18 protein-coding genes and 2 tRNA genes are annotated in these 17,081 nt (G+C 70.9%); 9 read left to right on the top strand and 11 right to left on the bottom strand.

From position 1 onward, the window contains the following. Positions 1–123: 123 nt before the first annotated feature. The 4 genes from N865_RS16545 to tig all read right to left on the bottom strand — a co-directional run bounded on the left by N865_RS16545 (position 124) and on the right by tig (position 3,444). Positions 124–378, bottom strand: a complete 255-nt coding sequence (locus N865_RS16545) for an acyl-CoA-binding protein (RefSeq protein ID WP_034808357.1) — start codon at positions 376–378, stop codon at positions 124–126. 130 nt (positions 379–508) lie between these two features. After that, complete coding sequence (locus N865_RS16540) at positions 509–1,162, bottom strand: ATP-dependent Clp protease proteolytic subunit (RefSeq protein ID WP_034808318.1); 654 nt, start codon at positions 1,160–1,162, stop codon at positions 509–511. A 26-nt stretch (positions 1,163–1,188) separates the two neighbouring features. Continuing rightward, entirely contained in the window at positions 1,189–1,833 is a 645-nt protein-coding gene (locus tag N865_RS16535) for an ATP-dependent Clp protease proteolytic subunit (RefSeq protein WP_034808316.1), read from the bottom strand. Positions 1,834–2,103: 270 nt separating this feature from the next. Beyond that, positions 2,104–3,444, bottom strand: coding sequence for a trigger factor (gene tig, locus N865_RS16530; protein ID WP_034808313.1), 1,341 nt, complete (start codon positions 3,442–3,444; stop codon positions 2,104–2,106). Between the two features lie 209 nt (positions 3,445–3,653). Between tig and N865_RS16525 the strand changes: the two genes are divergently transcribed. Then, positions 3,654–4,169 carry a hypothetical protein gene (locus N865_RS16525; RefSeq protein ID WP_034808309.1) on the top strand — a complete coding sequence of 172 codons (516 nt, stop codon included), beginning with the start codon at positions 3,654–3,656 and terminating at the stop codon, positions 4,167–4,169. Positions 4,170–4,227: 58 nt separating this feature from the next. Here the strand turns inward: N865_RS16525 and N865_RS16520 are convergent, their stop codons facing one another. Then, entirely contained in the window at positions 4,228–4,524 is a 297-nt protein-coding gene (locus N865_RS16520) for a DUF2087 domain-containing protein (RefSeq protein WP_034808306.1), read from the bottom strand. A gap of 101 nt (positions 4,525–4,625) precedes the next feature. Next, positions 4,626–4,696, bottom strand: a tRNA-Gly gene (locus N865_RS16515). 145 nt (positions 4,697–4,841) lie between these two features. On the opposite strand from N865_RS16515, the gene N865_RS16510 reads away from it, so the two are divergent. Next, positions 4,842–4,915 (top strand) — tRNA-Pro (locus tag N865_RS16510). 86 nt (positions 4,916–5,001) lie between these two features. Here the strand turns inward: N865_RS16510 and trmB are convergent. Continuing rightward, positions 5,002–5,790 (bottom strand): tRNA (guanosine(46)-N7)-methyltransferase TrmB, encoded by a 789-nt coding sequence (gene trmB, locus N865_RS16505; RefSeq protein ID WP_245603808.1) that lies wholly within the window; start codon positions 5,788–5,790, stop codon positions 5,002–5,004. A gap of 165 nt (positions 5,791–5,955) precedes the next feature. On the opposite strand from trmB, the gene N865_RS16500 reads away from it, so the two are divergent. Then, positions 5,956–6,159 carry an antitoxin gene (locus N865_RS16500; RefSeq protein WP_034808303.1) on the top strand — a complete coding sequence of 68 codons (204 nt, stop codon included), beginning with the start codon at positions 5,956–5,958 and terminating at the stop codon, positions 6,157–6,159. 131 nt (positions 6,160–6,290) lie between these two features. Here N865_RS16500 and N865_RS16495 read toward each other — a convergent pair whose 3' ends face one another. Continuing rightward, positions 6,291–7,406: a PP2C family protein-serine/threonine phosphatase gene (locus N865_RS16495; protein ID WP_034808301.1), complete on the bottom strand. Its 1,116-nt coding sequence runs from the start codon at positions 7,404–7,406 to the stop codon at positions 6,291–6,293. Between the two features lie 66 nt (positions 7,407–7,472). Next, positions 7,473–7,955 carry a ribose-5-phosphate isomerase gene (locus N865_RS16490; RefSeq protein ID WP_034808299.1) on the bottom strand — a complete coding sequence of 161 codons (483 nt, stop codon included), beginning with the start codon at positions 7,953–7,955 and terminating at the stop codon, positions 7,473–7,475. 231 nt (positions 7,956–8,186) lie between these two features. Between N865_RS16490 and pepN the strand changes: the two genes are divergently transcribed. From pepN to N865_RS16470, 4 genes are all read left to right on the top strand, one after another. Beyond that, the gene (gene pepN, locus N865_RS16485; protein ID WP_034808296.1) at positions 8,187–10,748 is read left to right on the top strand and encodes an aminopeptidase N; all 2,562 of its coding nucleotides are present in this window, start codon (positions 8,187–8,189) and stop codon (positions 10,746–10,748) included. 195 nt (positions 10,749–10,943) lie between these two features. Further along, positions 10,944–11,846 carry a mechanosensitive ion channel family protein gene (locus tag N865_RS16480; RefSeq protein ID WP_245603807.1) on the top strand — a complete coding sequence of 301 codons (903 nt, stop codon included), beginning with the start codon at positions 10,944–10,946 and terminating at the stop codon, positions 11,844–11,846. A gap of 30 nt (positions 11,847–11,876) precedes the next feature. Further along, a complete protein-coding gene (locus tag N865_RS16475) occupies positions 11,877–12,263 on the top strand; it encodes a globin (RefSeq protein WP_034808291.1) in 387 nt (128 codons plus the stop codon). A 147-nt stretch (positions 12,264–12,410) separates the two neighbouring features. Then, positions 12,411–13,010 carry a Clp protease N-terminal domain-containing protein gene (locus N865_RS16470; RefSeq protein WP_034808349.1) on the top strand — a complete coding sequence of 200 codons (600 nt, stop codon included), beginning with the start codon at positions 12,411–12,413 and terminating at the stop codon, positions 13,008–13,010. Positions 13,011–13,292: 282 nt separating this feature from the next. Here N865_RS16470 and N865_RS16465 read toward each other — a convergent pair whose 3' ends face one another. Both N865_RS16465 and N865_RS16460 read right to left on the bottom strand, forming a co-directional pair. After that, on the bottom strand, positions 13,293–13,706 hold the full coding sequence (locus N865_RS16465; protein WP_051510789.1) for an NUDIX hydrolase: 414 nt from the start codon (positions 13,704–13,706) through the stop codon (positions 13,293–13,295). A 76-nt stretch (positions 13,707–13,782) separates the two neighbouring features. Then, positions 13,783–14,634 carry an LLM class flavin-dependent oxidoreductase gene (locus N865_RS16460; RefSeq protein WP_034808289.1) on the bottom strand — a complete coding sequence of 284 codons (852 nt, stop codon included), beginning with the start codon at positions 14,632–14,634 and terminating at the stop codon, positions 13,783–13,785. A 153-nt stretch (positions 14,635–14,787) separates the two neighbouring features. Here N865_RS16460 and N865_RS16455 point away from each other — a divergent pair, with 153 nt between their 5' ends. Together N865_RS16455 and N865_RS16450 are read left to right on the top strand one after the other, a co-directional pair. Next, on the top strand, positions 14,788–16,554 hold the full coding sequence (locus N865_RS16455; protein WP_051510787.1) for a glycoside hydrolase family 13 protein: 1,767 nt from the start codon (positions 14,788–14,790) through the stop codon (positions 16,552–16,554). 146 nt (positions 16,555–16,700) lie between these two features. Further along, the gene (locus N865_RS16450) at positions 16,701–17,021 is read left to right on the top strand and encodes a hypothetical protein (protein ID WP_034808287.1); all 321 of its coding nucleotides are present in this window, start codon (positions 16,701–16,703) and stop codon (positions 17,019–17,021) included. Positions 17,022–17,081: the final 60 nt, after the last annotated feature.

Raw genomic sequence — 17,081 nt, 5'->3', positions numbered from 1 at the left:
CTCCGCTCGCGCAACGCCGCTTGTCCGCTCATGGCTGACAAACGACGCCGGTGTCACTTCCCCCGACGCGTCGGCCGGCTGCCGGCCAGAATCGTGAAGGAGTCGCCGGACGTCAGAGGCTCGTCAAGGGGTCGTCAGGTCCTCGACGATGGCGACGTACTGCGCCTCGGCGGCCTCGGAGGTCGTCCCGGCGAGCTTCTTCCAGGCGTCGTACTTGGCCCGGCCGACCGGGTTGGTGAAACCGGGACGGCTGCCCTGCACGTCGCCCTCGGTCGCCTGCTTGTAGAGCGCGTAGAGCCGCAGCTTCACGTCGTTGCCAGGGTCCTGCGTCAGGCCCTTGACCGACTCGACCGCGGCCTCGAAAGGAGCACCACCCATGACTACCTCCTCGACGTCGTCCGAGAACCGGACCTCTGTCACCCCATCCAAGCAGTATGCCGCTGGGCCCGGTCCGTCCGGACCGGGCCCAGCGGCATACGACCATTCGAGCTGGGTCGTGGAAGCCGGGTCAGACCTCGAGCGAGGCCTTGCGCGAGGCGAGGACCTCGTCGATGAGGCCGTACTCCTTGGCGTCCTCGGACGAGAGGATCTTGTCGCGCTCGATGTCGTCGCGGACCGTCGAGGACGTGCGGCCGGTGTGCTTGGCGAGCGTGTCCTCGAGCCAGGTGCGCATGCGGAGCACCTCGTTGGCCTGGATCTCGATGTCGGACGCCTGGCCGTAGTCACCGCCCGAGAGCGCCGGCTGGTGGATGAGGATCCGGGCGTTGGGCAGGGCGAACCGCTTGCCCTGGGCACCGGCGCCGAGGAGCACCGCAGCGGCCGAGGCGGCCTGGCCGATGACGAACGTCTGGATGTCGGGCCGGACGAACTGCATCGTGTCGTAGATCGCCGTCATGGCGGTGAACGAGCCACCCGGGCTGTTGATGTACATCAGGATGTCGCGGTCGGGGTCGAGCGACTCGAGCACGAGCAGCTGGGCGATGATGTCGTCAGCCGACGCGTCGTCGACCTGCACGCCGAGGAAGATGATGCGGTCCTCGAACAGCTTGTTGTAGGGGTCGGACCGCTTCATGCCGTAGGAGGTCCGCTCCTCGAACTGCGGCAGGATGTAGCGGCTCGACGGGCCCGGCACCGCGAGGCGGTTGGTGGGGGTGATCATCATGTCTCTCTCCGTGTCCTTGGCCGGGCTCAGTTGGTCTCGTCGGTCTTCGCGTCGGCCTGACCGACACCGGTGCCGTCGGTCGCCTGGTCGGAGCTGGTGAAGACGTGGTCGACGAAGCCGTACTCCTTGGCCTCCTCGGCGCTGAACCAGCGGTCGCGGTCGGAGTCCTTCGTGATCTGCTCGACGGTCTGGCCGGTGTGCTGGGCGATGAGCTCGGCCATCTGCTTCTTGACGTAGAGCATCTGCTCGGCCTGGATCTTGATGTCGGTCGCCGTTCCGCCGATGCCGCCCGAGGGCTGGTGCATCATGACGCGGGCGTGGGGCGTCGCGTAGCGCTTGCCCTTCGTGCCGGCCGACAGGAGGAACTGGCCCATCGAGGCGGCCATGCCCATCGCCACGGTGGCGACGTCATTGGGGATCCAGTTCATCGTGTCGAAGATCGCCATGCCGGCCGAGATCGAGCCACCGGGGCTGTTGATGTAGAGCCAGATGTCCTTCTCGGGGTCCTCGGCCGACAGCAGCAGCAGCTGGGCGGCGATCGCGTTGGCATTGTCGTCGCGCACGTCCGAGCCGAGGAAGATGATCCGCTCCTTGAGCAAGCGGTTGTAGATGTGGTCGTCCAGACCACCCGGCATGCCGTTGCCGTTGGCGGAGATGTCCGAGTTCACCATGTCTCCATCGTCGAAGTTGTCCAGTCCCGACCCCGCGAGGTGCGGCAGCCGGCTGGCTCGTCACTGACCCTAACGCGCCGGGGTGGGGCGGGATTTCCCGAACCGTGCCGTGTTCGCCCTGAGCGCACAAGACCGGCGAACGCGTCCCGACGCCGGCGACGGGGGCCCGACCGACGTGCGGTCCGGACGACCGGGGTAGACGCGTGTGGCCGGCTCCCCATCGGGAGCCGGCCACACGGCATACATCGGCTGGCGACGCTCAGGCGAAGGTCAGGCGTCGGCCTTCTCGCCGGCGACGACCTCGTCGCCCTCGGCCGCGTCCACATCGTCCTCGTCGGCCTCGGTGCCCGGGACGGCCTCGTTGAGGTCGATGACCGCGCCGGCCGTGTCCTTGACGGAGACCTTCTCGAGGACCGTCGCGAGCGCATTGCGGCGGGCGACCTCGGCGACCATGGCGGGGATCTGGCCCTCCTGGTCGAGCGTCTGGGCGAAGGAGTTCGGGTCCATGCCGTACTGCTGCGAGCTCATGACGAGGAACTCGATGAGCTCCTGCTGCTGGACCTGGACCTCTTCCTTCTCGGCGATCGCGTCGAGGAGGAGCTGGGTCTTGAGGCCCTTGCGGGTGCTCTCGTCGACCTCGGCACGGTGCTCGTCGTCCTCGAGGCGACCCTCGCCCTCGAGGTGCGAGTGGACCTCGGCCTCGACGATGCTCTCGGGGATCGCGACCTCGACGCGCTCGAGGAGGGCCTCGAGGAGCTTGTCGCGGGCGGCGACGCCCTGGGCGAACTTGGCGTCGACCTCGGCCTTGGCGACGAGGTCGGCCTTCAGCTCGTCGAGCGTGTCGAACTCCGAGGCGAGCTGGGCGAACTCGTCGTCGAGCTCGGGGAGCTCGCGCTCCTTGACCGAGCCGACGGTGACGGTGCAGGTCGCCTCCTGGCCCTCGCGGTCGCCACCGGCGAGGGGCGCCGCGAAGGTCTTGGTCTCGCCGGCCGTCATGCCGACGAGGGCCTCGTCGAGACCGTCGAGCATGTTCTTGGAGCCGACCTCGTAGGAGACGCCGGTGACCTCGTCGATGTCCTCGCCGTCGATCTCGGCCGACAGGTCGATGGAGACGAAGTCGCCGTCCTGGACCGCGCGCTCGACGCCCTTGAGGGTGCCGAAGCGGGCCCGCAGCGCATCGAGACGCTCCTCGACGTCGGAGTCATCGACCTTGGCCTCGTCGACCGTCAGCTCGATGTCGGAGAAGTCGGGCAGCTCGATCTCGGGGCGCTTGTCGACCTCGGCGACGAAGACGAAGTCCTCGCCGTCGGCGGCCGGGACCGTGAGGTCGGTGATCTCGGGCTGGCCGAGGGGACGGACGGCGTTCTCCTCGAGGGCCTGGCCGTAGAAGGTCGGGAGGGCGTTGTTGACGGCCTCCTCGAGGACGGCGGCGCGGCCGACGCGCTGCTCGATGATGCGAGCAGGGATCTTGCCCTTGCGGAAACCGGGCACCTGGATGTGCTCACCGATGTGCTTGATGGCCGCATCGAGGCTCGGCTTGAGCTCCTCGAACGGGACCTCGACGGTCATCTTGACCCGGGTCGGGCTGAGGGTCTCGAGCGCACTCTTCACTGCGGGTACTCCATTTGACGTGGTCGTGTGGAAGTCGGGCCGCGGGCCGCGGCCGGCTGTGGTCGTCTCGCGCCGTTCCCCGTGCGGGCCCCCGCGAGAGGGCGGGCCGCGCGGTGGGCACGGCGCACCGACTCACCATGCTATCGGGCACAGCCCAGATGGTTAAATGCGGCGCCTTCGGCTCGGTCGGCCGACCCTATGCTCGGGCCATGAGCGAGCCGCCGAGCCAGCCGTCCCACTCCCCCGCCGCCACCCTGCGTCCGATCCAGATGGTGAGCATCGTCGTCGGGATGGGCGCGCTCATGATCACCGCGGTGCGGATCATCGTGGACCCGTCCGCGCCCCTTCCCTCATGGATCGCGACCGGGATCGTCGTCCTGTCGCTCGTCGCCTCGGCCCTGCTCATCACCTTCGTCGGCTACACCGTGCCGGCGTTGCCGACCGGCCTGCCGCGGGAGAACGCCGAGGTGACGAGCCTGCGCTACTTCACCTCGACGACGACGCTCCGGACGGCGCTCGCGGAGGCTCCGGTGCTCGTCGCGTTCGCCGTCTCCTTCGCCTTCGAGCCTCACTCGTGGCTGCCCCTGCTCATCGCCCTGCCGGGCTCGCTCGCCCTCTTCCTCGTCCACGCCTGGCCCTCCGCGCGGACCGCGGCCGCGACGGAACGCGGCCTCGAGGCCGAGGGGGCCGAGAGCTGGCTGAGCGAGTCGCTCGGCTTCCGCTGACCGGGCCCAGCGGCATACGCGCGTATGCCGTTGAGCCGGCTGTAGCGCCGACGCTCGCTCAGGCGACGGTCCCGCCGGCGCGCCAGTAGAAGCCGTCGGCGCGGTCGAGGAACCCCTCCTCGACGAGGTAGCGGCGCGGCGCGGCGATGTCGGGGTGGAAGGCACGCAGACGGTTGTTGACCGCGGTCTCGTCGTACCTCTCGCCGGGCTCGAACTCCTGCGCGAGGTGGTCGAGGACGACGAGGCGCTTACGGATCTTGGTCGGGATGCTGCGCAGGCTGCCGTCCTCGTCGAGGAACGAGCGGAGGACGGCGTCGCGGTCGCGCAGGGCGTCCTGCAGGTCGGGTCGGAACATCCCTCGAACGTAGGTCGGAGGGGCCGGGACGGACAAGCCGGTTTCGACCCGCCCCGGAGGACGACGAAGGCCGCCGCACTGGTGCGTGCGGCGGCCGGTTGAGCGGGTGACGAGAATCGAACTCGCGTAGCCAGTTTGGAAGACTGGGGCTCTACCATTGAGCTACACCCGCAAGGACGGCCGTGCCGACACGCCCCGAGATGGGTGTCGTGTCCGGACCGGCTGTCCGAGGCGCTAGCCTACTGGTCGCGCCCGCTGATCCAGAAATCGCAACGCCTCCACCCGTGAGGAGTTGCGCGGAGCGGGCCGGTCCACGACGGGGCATGGCGCAGTTTGGTAGCGCGTCCGCTTTGGGAGCGGAAGGTCGCAGGTTCAAATCCTGTTGCCCCGACCGTCGTCCGGAGGCGCCGTTGGGTCGACGATGTCGGGCTCCGCGGCGCCTCAGGCCTTTCGGCGCGAGCCATCGGATGCCCAGTCTCAGCCGACCAGGTCCAGCCGGAGCTCGTTGATCGTGCGGCCGGCCGCGATGCCCTTGGCCTCGAAGCCCTCCCCCGGCCGCCAGGAGGGGCGCTCGATCCGTCGTGCCGTGAACCGCGGATGCGCGGCGACCTCCCCGAGGACGTGCGCGGCATAGAAGTCCTGGTCGGTCGCGACGAGCACATGTCCGCCAGGGCGGAGCACCCGGGCGAGCAGGTCGAGGTTCGTCGGGCTGACGAAGCGGCGCTTCGTGTGCTTCTTCTTGCGCCACGGGTCGGGGAAGAACAGGTGGATCGCGTCGAACGTCGCGTCGGCGACACGCTCCTCGAGGAACACGACGGCGTCGCCCTGCTCGATGCGCAGGTTGGGCACGCCCGCGGCCTCCGCCTCGGCGAGCATCCGGGCCAGGCCGGGGGTGTGGACGTCCATGGCGAGGATGTCGTGCTCGGGAAAGGCAGCGGCATACGCGATGGCGGCGTGGCCGTGGCCGCAGCCGATCTCGAGGACGAGCGGGGCACGGCGCCCGAAGGCCGCGGCGGGGTCGAAGGGCCCCTCGGGAAGCGCCCGCTCGGGCCCGAGCGTCTCGAGCCGCTCGAGCGTGAGCGCCGACAGTCGTCCGCGCCGGACGAAGCTGCGGACCCGTTTCGGCGCTCGGCCATCGGGCAGCGTGATGGGTGTAGCCGAAGCTGTCCGGCCGGGTGGGACGGGCGTGCGGGCACCGTCCGGCGCGCTCTCGTCGGGGCGGCCCTCACCGGCAGCGGGGACGGGGTTCTCGGTCTCCTCGGTCACGACCGCATCGTAGTGAGGCTGGGGACCGGGCCCCGTCGCAGCGCGTCGGGGGGCGCGTCGGGGGCGCGCCGGGGCGCCCTGAGCTGCCCTGCCGCGGACCGCCGACCGTGGCTACATTGGAAAGACGGGGGTCAGCAGCGACGCCCCAGACCGAGAGGCACTCGTATGAGTATGTTCGACGACATCAAGAACAAGGTGTCCGGTTTGATCGACTCGCAGGGCGACAAGGTCGGTGAGGGAATCGACAAGGCCGGCGACATGGTCGACGAGAAGACCGGTGGCCAGTACGCCGACAAGGTCGACCAGGGCCAGCAGGCCGCGAAGGACGCCCTCGACGGTCTCGACGGACAGAACGACGACATCCCCTGATCCCCCGTCGACGCGGAGGGCGGTGACCTCGATCGCCGCCCTCTCGTCGTACCGGGCAGGACGCGCGGAGGACCTGTCCGTATGCCGCGGGGCCGGCAGGTCACCCGGGCGCGGTCGCCGGTCCGGTCGGCTCAGCGCCGCCAGATCGTGACGACGGCCCGGTCGTCTCCGTGGCCGGCGGCGGCATGGTCGCAGAGTCGCTGGGCCAGGCCCTCGAAGCCGGTCGTCACGAACGACTCGGCCCGCCCGAGCATCCGGTCGATCCCGTCGACGAGCGTCCGGTCACGGGCCTCGATGACCCCGTCGCTGTAGAGGACGATCGCGTCGCCACGGCGGATCGTGCCGTACTGGCGCGGGAACTCGGCGTTCTCGATGACGCCGAGCAGGGGGCCCCTGCCGCCGGAGAGCATCTTCCACCGCCCGGACCCGGCCGCGAACTGGGCGGCCGCCGGGTGGCCGGCGTAGCCGATGCTGAAGTCGCCGGTCTCGAGGTTGATGGCGACATGGACGGCGCTCGCGAAACCCTCCGGCCAGCGCAGCCGCAGGAGGTGGTTGTTGGCGGAGGCGAGGAACCCGTGCTCGCTCAGCTCGCCGAGCAGCCCGCCGAGCGCCCCCGACAGGAGCAGCGACCGGGTGCCGGCCGTGCGCCCCTTCCCGGAGACGTCGACGATCGCCACCTCGAGGGTGCGCCCGTCGGTGGACCGGCTCGCGACGACGAAGTCGCCGGCGAAACCGTCGCCGTAGGCCGACTCGAGGGCGGTCTCGGCGCACCACGAGGGTGGCAGCTCGGGCAGCTCGCCCTGGGCGCGAAGCCGGTCACGCATGTCGACGAGCATCGACTCGCCGCTCACGCCGATGACCCCGACCTGCGCCCGGGCGCTGGCGAGCCAGAACATCAGCCCCATCGTCGCCAGGGTCACCGCCTCGGCACCGATCGTCGCCGGTTTCGCCGACCCGAGGTAGGCGCCGAGGAACGACATCGCGAGGAACATCCCGACGAAGACGACGAGGAGGGGCCGCGGCTCAAGGAAGAGGCCGGCCGCCACGCAGAGGAAGGTGAAGACGCCCCACGGCACCTGCAGCGGCCAGTGGATGATTGCGAGGCTCGCGAGCCCGGCGAGCAGCAGGAAACCCGTGACGATGAGCCACGGCGCGCGGGAGAACGACGGCGCCAGGAGCCGCAGCCGCCTGATCGGACCGGCCACGCCACGGGACCGGCGCGCGGCGATGGTCTCGATGATGGCCACGCGCTGTTCCTACCCCCCTTTAGCCGATCGAGGAAGCCGGCGATGGGGCTGCGGGGATCCGTCGGATCACGAGCCCGGCGTGTGCGGCAGATCCGGCAGCTTCCGCGTCGCCTCGTACGCCGTCACCATACCCACGCGGCGGCTGTGGCGCTCCACTTCCGAGAAACCGGTCGAGACGAACGTGTCGACGATCTCCTTGGCCACGTCCTCGCTCGTGAAGCGGGCGCCGATGGAGACGACCTGGGCGTTGTTGTGCTCCCGCGCGAGGGTCGCGAGCTCGGCCGAGTAGGCGAGCGCCGCACGGATCCCGACGACCTTGTTGGCGGCCATCTGCTCGCCGTTGCCGGACCCCCCGAGGACCACACCGAGGGAGCCCTCGTCGCCGGCGACCGCCTCGGCGGCCCGCAGGACGAAGACGGGGTAGTCGTCCTCCGCGTCGTAGTCGACGGGGCCGTGGTTGACGACCTCGTGGCCGGCCTCGCGGAGGTGGGTGATCAGCGCCTGCTGGAGGTCGTATGCCGCGTGGTCGCCGCCGATGTGGATGCGCATGTCCGTCCTTGGTTGCGTCGGGGTCGTGATGGGGGTCTCGAGGGTGGTGCCAGGTCGTGCCAGGAGCGGGCAGCTCCGAGACGCCCAAACTCCATCATTCCACCCTGGGCCGACCCGAAACGCGGTGGCCGACGGCGGGGCGGCTCGTGCGAGGATGTCACCCGCGACGGGGCCGTCCACACGATGGACGCTGCGTCGCAGCCCCCACACCGCCATCTAGGAGGCCCATCCGTGCCTGGCAAGAACCTGACCCGCGACGAGGCCGCGACCCGCGCGAGCATCCTGCGCGTCGACAGCTATGACGTCCGACTCGACCTCACGACGGGCCCGGAGACCTTCCGGACGGTGACCACCGTTCGCTTCACGTGCTCCGAGCCGGGCGCCGACACCTTCATCGACCTCATCGCCGACTCGGTGCAGGCCGTCACGCTCAACGGGGTCGAGCTCGACCCGGCCGTCGTCTTCGCCGACCACCGCATCGCCCTGCCGGGCCTCGCGGCCGACAACGAGCTGACCGTCGACGCGACGGGCCGCTACACCAACACCGGTGAGGGCCTGCACCGCTTCGTCGACCCGGTCGACAACGAGGTCTACCTCTACACCCAGTTCGAGGTCCCCGACTCCCGGCGCATGTATGCCGTGTTCGAGCAGCCGGACCTCAAGGCGTCCTTCCGCTTCACGGTGACGGCTCCCGCGCACTGGAAGGTCGTCTCCAACTCCCCCACGCCCGAACCGGTCCCGGCGGGCGTCGCGGACGGCGTGGAGAAGGCGAGGTGGTCCTTCGAGCCCACCGGCCGGATCTCCTCCTACATCACCGCCCTCATCGCGGGCCCCTACGACGAGGTCCGCGACGAGGTCGAGACGCGAGGCGGGGTCGTCCCGCTCGGGGTGTTCTGCCGCAAGTCGCTGACGCAGTACCTCGACGCCGACAACATCTTCGACTGCACCAAGAAGGGCTTCGCGTTCTTCGAGGCCGAGTTCGACCAGCCGTACCCGTTCGAGAAGTACGACCAGATCTTCACGCCGGAGTACAACATGGGCGCGATGGAGAACGCCGGCGCGGTGACCTTCACCGAGGTCTACGTCTTCCGCTCCAAGGTCTCCGAGGCAAAGGTCGAGCGCCGCGCCCTGACGATCCTGCACGAGCTGGCCCACATGTGGTTCGGCAACCTCGTGACGATGAAGTGGTGGGACGACCTCTGGCTCAACGAGTCGTTCGCCGAGTGGGCCTCGACCACGTGCCAGGCCGAGGCGACCGAGTGGAAGAGCGCCTGGACGACGTTCGGCACCTCCGAGAAGGCGTGGGCCTACACGCAGGACCAGCTCTCCTCCACACACCCGATCGCCGCCGACATGCGACACCTCGAGGACGTCGAGGTCAACTTCGACGGCATCACCTACGCCAAGGGCGCCTCGGTGCTCAAGCAGCTCGTTGCCTACGTCGGCCGCGAGCCCTTCGTCGTGGCGCTGCGCGAGTACTTCCGCAAGCACGCCTGGGGCAACACGACCCTCGCGGACCTGCTCGGAGAGCTCGAGTCGGCCTCGGGCCGCCAGCTCGGCGACTGGTCGAAGCTCTGGCTCGAGACCGCCGGCGTCAACACCCTCCGGCCGGAGTTCGAGGTGGGCGCGGACGGCACCTACACGTCGTTCGCCATCACGCAGTCGGCGTCCGACGAGCACCCGACGCTCCGCCCGCACCGCCTCGGCGTCGGCCTCTACGCCGTCAAGGGTGAGGCGCTCGAGCGGATCGGCTACCACGAGGTCGACATCGCCGGTGAGCGCACCCCGATCGAGGAGCTCGTCGGCGTGGCCCAGCCCGACCTGCTCCTGCTCAACGACGACGACCTCGCCTACGCGAAGATCCGCCTCGACGAGCGGTCGCTCGCGACGGCGCTCTCGCACCCGCGCGGGTTCCAGGACTCCCTGCCGCGCTCGCTCGTCCTCGGGGCCACCTGGGACATGACGCGCGACGCGGAGATGTCGGCCCGCGACTTCGTCCGGTTCGTCCTCGAGTCCCTGCCCGGCGAGCGCGACTCGACGCTGCTTCGTGTCCTCATCAGCCAGATGACGACTGCGACGCGCCTCTACACCGCGCCCGGCCACCGGGCGGAGACCTCCGCGCTCCTCGCGACGTCGCTCCGGTCCCTGGCCGAGGCGGCCGAGGCCGGCAGCGACGCCCAGTTCCAGCTCGTCGAGGCCTGGGCCGCGAGCACGAGCGACCGGGCCGAGGAGCCACGGCTCCGCGCCCTCCTCTCGGGCGAGGAGAGCCTGCCCGGCCTCACCGTCGACACCGAACTGCGATGGACGTTCATCCAGGCGCTCGCGGCGATCGGCGCCGCGGACGACGCGGAGATCCGGGCCGAGCTCGACCGCGACCCGACCGCCACGGGCAAGGAGCGCGCCGCCCAGGCGCTCGCGGCCCGGCCGACCGCCGAGGCCAAGGCCGACGCGTGGGCCAAGGCCGTCGAGGCCAACACGCTGTCCAACCAGATGGTCGAGGCCGTCAGCGCCGGCTTCCGCCGCAGCACCGACCTCACGCTCCTCGAGCCCTACGTGGCCAAGTACCACGCCATGCTCGTCGACGCGTGGGCGGACCGCAGCGTCGCCATCGGAGAGCGGGTCGTCGGCGGGTTCTACCCGTTCGGCCTCGCGAGCCAGGAGCTCAAGGACGCCTCGGACGCGTGGCTGGCCGAGCACCGCGATGCAGCCGCGGGCCTCGTGCGCACGGTCGCCGAGAACCGCGACACGATCGCCCGGGCCCTGCTCGCCCAGGAGCGCGACGCGCGGGCCTGACACCCCGCGTCTGCGCGACACCGGACACCCCAGGCACCGGCCGCCCGACTCATCCGTCGGGTGGCCGGTGCCTTCGTGTCCGGACCGGTGCCGGGAGGGGGGTGAGGGTACCCCGCGGCCAACGGAGCATGGCCCGGGAGGCGGTGAGCGGCATACGTCGGCCATCCCCGACAATGTCTGACCATGGATCTCTCGATGCCGCAGGTGACCTGGTCCGAGTTCGGGAACTGGCTGGTCGGCACTCCCCTCGCCATCATCGTCACCATCCTGCTCGCGTTCGTGGCGCGCTGGGCCCTGCTCCGTGTCATCACCCGGGTCGTGTCCACGGCCACGTCGCGGCACGAGGCGCGTCTGGCCGAGCAGCCGAAGGCCAGGCACGCCGTCGCGGTCGGTGTCGCCAACGAGCGACACGTCCAGCGCACCCGAACGCTCGGCGCCCTGCTCCGCAGCACGGTCACGCTCACCGTGTTCGGTGTCGCGGCCCTGACGATCCTGTCGATCCTCGAGATCCCGCTCGCGCCGCTGCTGACCTCCGCGGGTGTCGGCGGAATCGCCATCGCCTTCGGCGCCCAGAGCCTCGTCAAGGACTTCATCTCGGGGATCTTCATGATCATCGAGGACCAGTACGGCGTCGGCGACGTCATCGACACGGGTGAGGCGATCGGGACCGTCGAGGACATCTCCCTGCGGATCACCCAGCTGCGCGACGGCAACGGCGTCACGTGGTACGTCCGCAACGGCGAGATCCTCCGTGTCGGCAACCGCTCCCAGGGGTGGTCGACCGCCATGGTCGACATCGCGATCGCGTGGGACGAGGACGTGGAGCGCGCGCGAGGCATCATCCGCGACGTCGTCGCCGAGATGGCCGAGGCTCCCCCCTGGGACGACAAGCTCATCGAGGCGCCGGAGGTCGTCGGCGTGGAGTCGATGACCGGCGGGGCCATCACGATCCGAGTCGTCGCGAAGACAGTCGTGCAGGAGAACGCGCCGGTGCAGCGGGAGATCCGTGAACGGGTCAAGATCGCGTTCGACCGAGAGGGTGTCCGCAGCCCGGCCGCCTTCGGCTCGCTGCCTCCGGGGGGCGAGGGCCGGGTCTGAGCAAGGCAGGTCCTCTGGAAGACTGGGCCGGTGACCTACTACGACGACTTCGGTGGCCACGACACCTTCGCCAAGCTCGTCCACGAGTTCTACCGGGGCGTCGCCGCGGACGAGCAGCTGCGGGCGCTCTACCCCGAGGAGGACCTCGGGCCGGCGGAGGAGCGGCTGCGGATGTTCCTCGAGCAGTACTGGGGCGGACCGACCACGTACTCCGAGCAGCGCGGCCACCCGCGCCTGCGGATGCGCCACATGCCGTATGCCGTGACACCCGACATGCGCGACCGCTGGCTCCTGCACATGATGAACGCCGTCGACTCCCTTGGACTCGAGCCGGAGCAGGACGACCGGCTGCGCGACTACCTCACCCGCGCCGCCTACTCGCTCGTCAACACGGCAGGCCCGGACGGGACGTTCTGACCCTGTCTCACAGCAAGTCACAGCCTCGCGCGCGTGTGTCCACAGCAGCGTGCTGTTCCATGGTGAAGACAAGGCACTCCGCCGGGCCACGGCCCGACGACGAGCGAAGGGAACCCACGACGTGGTCTCGATGAAGACGTGGTGTCGATGAACAGGAATGCCGTCGGCGCGGTCGCTCTGGGCGCCGCTGCGGTCATCGGGCTCGGCGTGGCCGGCATCGCGCGAGCGGCAGACGCGACCTCGACGACCCCCACTCCGACGACGCAGAGCCAGAGCAGCGGCGACGGGGGCACGAGCACGGCACCGGGCGAAGGCCGGGGCTGGGGCCCGGGCGGTCGCCACGGCATGGGAGGAATGGGCCTCGGCGCCGACCTCACGCAGTTGGCGACGAACCTCGGCGTCGACGAGGCGAAGCTCAGGGACGCCCTGAAGACGGTGCGCGACCAGCTGAAGGCCGAACACCAGGCGGGCCGGGGCACCCCGGGCACCCCTCCGACCGCTGCCGACAGGGCCGCGATGCAGACCGAGCTCGCCACCAAGCTCGCAGCCGCGCTGGGAGTTGACGAGGCGAAGGTCCAGACGGCCCTCACCGAGCTGCGGGCTGCGCACGAGGCCGAGCGTCAGAAGGCGTTCGACGACCGGCTCGCGAAGGCCGTCACCGACGGGAAGCTCACCCAGGCTGAAGCCGATGCCGTCAAGAAGGCCGCCCAGGAGGGCGTCATCGGCATGGGTGGCGGACCGCGCTGACCCAGCCCGCTCGCGGTGTGCCGCACCCGTGAGCCCGAGACGAGACCGCCCGGCTGACCCCCTGCACGCCGGGCGGTCTCCTCGCGCTCGCCCGGACGCGCCCAGCCACCACACCAACCCCGCCCTGGCGAAGAAGATCCGGCCCTGACCGCCCGGCCACCACACCAACCGCGCCCCGGCGGACAAGATCCGGCCCTGACCGCCCGGCCACCACACCAACCGCGCCCCGGCGGAGAAGATCCGGCGCGACGCGGCGATCCGCGCGGGCGCCTTCCGCCCCACTCACGCCGTGGACGACTCAAGGGCGCGCAGAGCCGGGAGGACGTGCAGGGCAAGGAGCGGTGCGAGGTCGTCGGGGAGCTCGCCAGCGACGTCGAGCCACCGCTGCTCGGCGATCTCGGCAAGCGGCCGCGGAGCGGCGCCGGGCGGAAGCGGGGTCACGAAGATCGTCGCGTCGACCATCGCGCCCGGCTCGTTGGCGGCCACCTCGACGAACCGTCCGAGGAGCCGCGCGGCCGCGCCGGACACGTCGACGCCCACCTCCTCGAGGACCTCGCGCACGGCCGCCTGCTCGGCGTTCTCCCCGGGGTCGATCTTGCCTCCGGGCAGCTGAAAGCGCACCGACCCCGCCTTGCGCACGGTGAGCACCTGGCCGTCCCGGAGCAGGCAGAAGGCGGCGGTCACGAACGTCGTCATGGTGGCGACGGTAGCGGCGCGCCGGCGTTGTCGCCGCATCACGGTCCGACCCCTCGACACCCGCCCCACCGGTGGTTCAGGCGGTGGGCGGCCCCGCCTCGACCCGCCGCCGCACCTCCGCCAGGCCCTCGGGTCCTGGCTCGACCGTCCACCAGCTCTCGATCCACCACGTCGCGCCCGCCTGCTCCCACGCGCCCGGCTCGGCCGGCTCGAGACGGGTGAAGCCACCCCACGAGTCGGCCTCGATGACAGCGTCGTACCCCTCCCAGGCGAGGCCGGCCTCCTGCCGCAGACGCCGGACCGACCCGACCACGGCCGAGAAGTCCTCGACGGTCTTGGGGACGTCGGGGTCCGGCGAGTGGATGGCCGGGATGACGCCCTGCCACCTCGCGGCGCGCTCGAGGGATGCCTGCCTGTGACGACCCGGCGACGGCGCCGCGACGACCCACACGGGTGGGTGCGGCCGCTGCGGCGTGTCGGGCGGAAGCATGAAGTCGGTCGGCTGGGCGCTGTAGTACTCACCGGCATACGTGAAGGGCTGTCCCGTGAGCAGGCCCGCGTAGATGGCGAGGGACTCGTCAAGCTTCTTCGCGCGCACCGCGCGCCCCTCGTCGGCCTCGAAAGCGGTCCAGCCCTCGTGGAGGGCGCCGAGCCCGACGGACATGACGGCTCGGCCGCCGCTGATGCGGTCGACCGACCCGACCTTGGACGCGAGGTCCCAAGGCCGATGCCGTGCGGCGGGCGTGAGGAGGGTGCCGAGTCGGATCCGCTCGGTGACCATCGCGGCCGCCCCGAGGTTGACCCACGCGTCGACGCCGTAGAGGGCCTCCCAGGTGAAGACGCCGTCCCACCCCCGCTCCTCGCCGAGGCGCGCGAGGTCGGCGAACTCGCGCTCGCTGGCATAGGGCACGACGAAGCCGGTCTTCATGCGGTCCGTCCTACCAGGAGCCACCGACAACACCACATCCCAGCGGCGGATCGGGCCGCTCGACCCGGCACGAATCCAGGTGCCGACACGTCCTGCAAGAACTTGCAGCAAATTTCTTTGAGTTTTGCCGAGGATGAGGAACCATGGACCCTCGTGACGCAGACCCTCTACACCCTGACCCGCCCGGCGACCGACCTCCGTGAGGCCGACGCGCCCGTCCACCACGCGGACCGGCCCGACGCAGCCTGGTGGCGCCACGCGGTGATCTACCAGATCTACCCGCGCTCGTTCTCCGACTCGAACGGCGACGGCATCGGCGACCTCCCGGGCATCACGGCCCGACTCCAGCACCTGCGCGACCTCGGCGTCGACGCGATCTGGCTCTCGCCGTTCTACACCTCGCCGCAGGCCGACGCCGGCTACGACGTCGCCGACTACCGCGACGTCGACCCGATCTTCGGGACCCTCTCCGACGCCGACGCCCTCATCGCCCGCGCGCACGATCTCGGCCTCAAGGTCATCGTCGACATGGTGCCCAACCACTCCTCCGACGAGCACGAGTGGTTCAAGGCGGCCCTCGCGGCAGGCCCCGGGAGCGCGGAGCGCGACCTCTACATGTTCCGCGACGGCAAGGGCGAGAACGGCGAGCTGCCGCCCAACAACTGGGAGTCCGTGTTCGGCGGTCCGGCCTGGACCCGCGTCGTCGAGACCGACGGCACGCCCGGCCAGTGGTACCTCCACATCTTCGACACGAAGCAGCCCGACTTCAACTGGGAGCACCCGCGGGTCCGCGCCGAGTTCGAGTCGATCCTGCGCTTCTGGCTCGACCGGGGCGTTGACGGCTTCCGCGTCGACGTGGCGCACGGCCTCATCAAGGAGGCCGGCCTGCCCGACGCCGAGGAGCGCACGACGATGCTCGGCGACGCAGGAGAGGACATCTTCGAGACCGACGACAGGCCCGACCACCGGCTCCACACGCCCTACTGGGACCAGGACGGCGTCCACGAGGTCTACCGGGCGTGGCGCAAGATCCTCGAGTCGTACGGTGCCCCCGACCGCATCCTCTGCGCCGAGGCCTGGGTGGAGCCGCAGTCCCGCGCCGTCCGCTACGTCCGGCCCGACGAGATGCACCAGGCCTTCAACTTCGACTTCCTCGGCTCCGCCTGGGAGGCCGACCACCTGACCGCGGTCATCCGCAGCTCCCTCGCGGCCGCCGACTCCGTGGGGGCCCCGTCGACGTGGGTGCTGTCCAACCACGACGTGGTCCGGCACGCCTCGCGTCTCGGCTTCCCGCCCGGGACGAAGCGGATGAACGGCATCTCCGCCGGCGACCCGCAGCCCGACCGCGAGCTCGGCCTGAAGCGGGCCCGCGCCGCGACGACGCTCATGCTCTCGCTGCCCGGCGGCGCGTACATCTACCAGGGGGAGGAGCTCGGCCTGCCCGACTCCACCGACATGCCGGCCGAGTTCCGCCAGGACCCGACGTTCGCCCGCACGCAGGGCGAGGAGATCGGCCGCGACGGCTGCCGCGTCCCACTCCCCTGGGTCAAGGACGCGCCCAGCCTCGGCTTCGGGCCGGGCGACGCGGCCTGGCTCCCGCAGCCCGCGGTCTACGGCGAGTACGCCCTCGACCAGCAGGTCGGCGTCGAGGGCTCGACGCTCGAGCTCTACCGGGCTCTGCTGCGCCTGCGCCGCGAGCTCTCGCTCGGCACGGGGTCGCTGACCTTCGTCGAGGGGTACGGCGCCGACGTCGTCGCACTGACCAACGCCGGCCCGCAGCGTGACCGGCTCCTCGTCGTGGCCAACCTCGGCGAGGACGCCGTCACCCTCCCCGAGGGGGCCGAGGTGCTCGCCTCGTCGGGTCCCCTCGTCGAGGGCGCGGTTCCCACCGACACGACGGTGTGGGCGCGCTGGGCCTGACCGGTTCCTCTGTCACAGAAGGGCGCTCCCGCACAGCGGGGCGCCCTTCTGCCTGTGTGAGCCCGGCGGTGGACTGCGGGGGTGGCCGCTCCCGACCCTGTGGACAACCCGCTCGCGCCTGAGCGGCGCCCTCCTACGGTCGGCGCATGGCCCGCTTCTCCGTCGACCACGAGGGAGTGACGTCCGCTCGTCTCGTGCTGGCGGCCGACCCCCGCACCCTGCGCACCAGCGCGGATGCTCTCGCGACCGCAGTCAGTGCCGGGCAGCGCGCCGTGGGGGTCGAGGCGGAGGACCTCGCCAGGGCCCTGTCGCGCTTCGGCCTCGTCCACGCCTGGGCCGTCGATGCGCTCGCCTCCGCTTCCGCGGCCCTCGCGGGTGAGCTCGAGGTCGCGGCGGCAGACGCCCGCGACACCGAGCTCGCCGTGGCGACGGCGCTCGGCGGACTATCGATCCCGCGGGTGTCGTGAGCCGGCCCAGCGCCGAGCCGGGGGCTCGCGCCGTGCCGGGGCGCCTCGCGCTGCCCTGCC

The organism is Intrasporangium oryzae NRRL B-24470 (assembly GCF_000576595.1).
Taxonomy (GTDB): domain Bacteria; phylum Actinomycetota; class Actinomycetes; order Actinomycetales; family Dermatophilaceae; genus Intrasporangium_C; species Intrasporangium_C oryzae.
The sequence above is the reverse complement of the archived record's forward strand: the minus strand, read 5'-3'. Positions and strand labels throughout refer to the sequence as shown.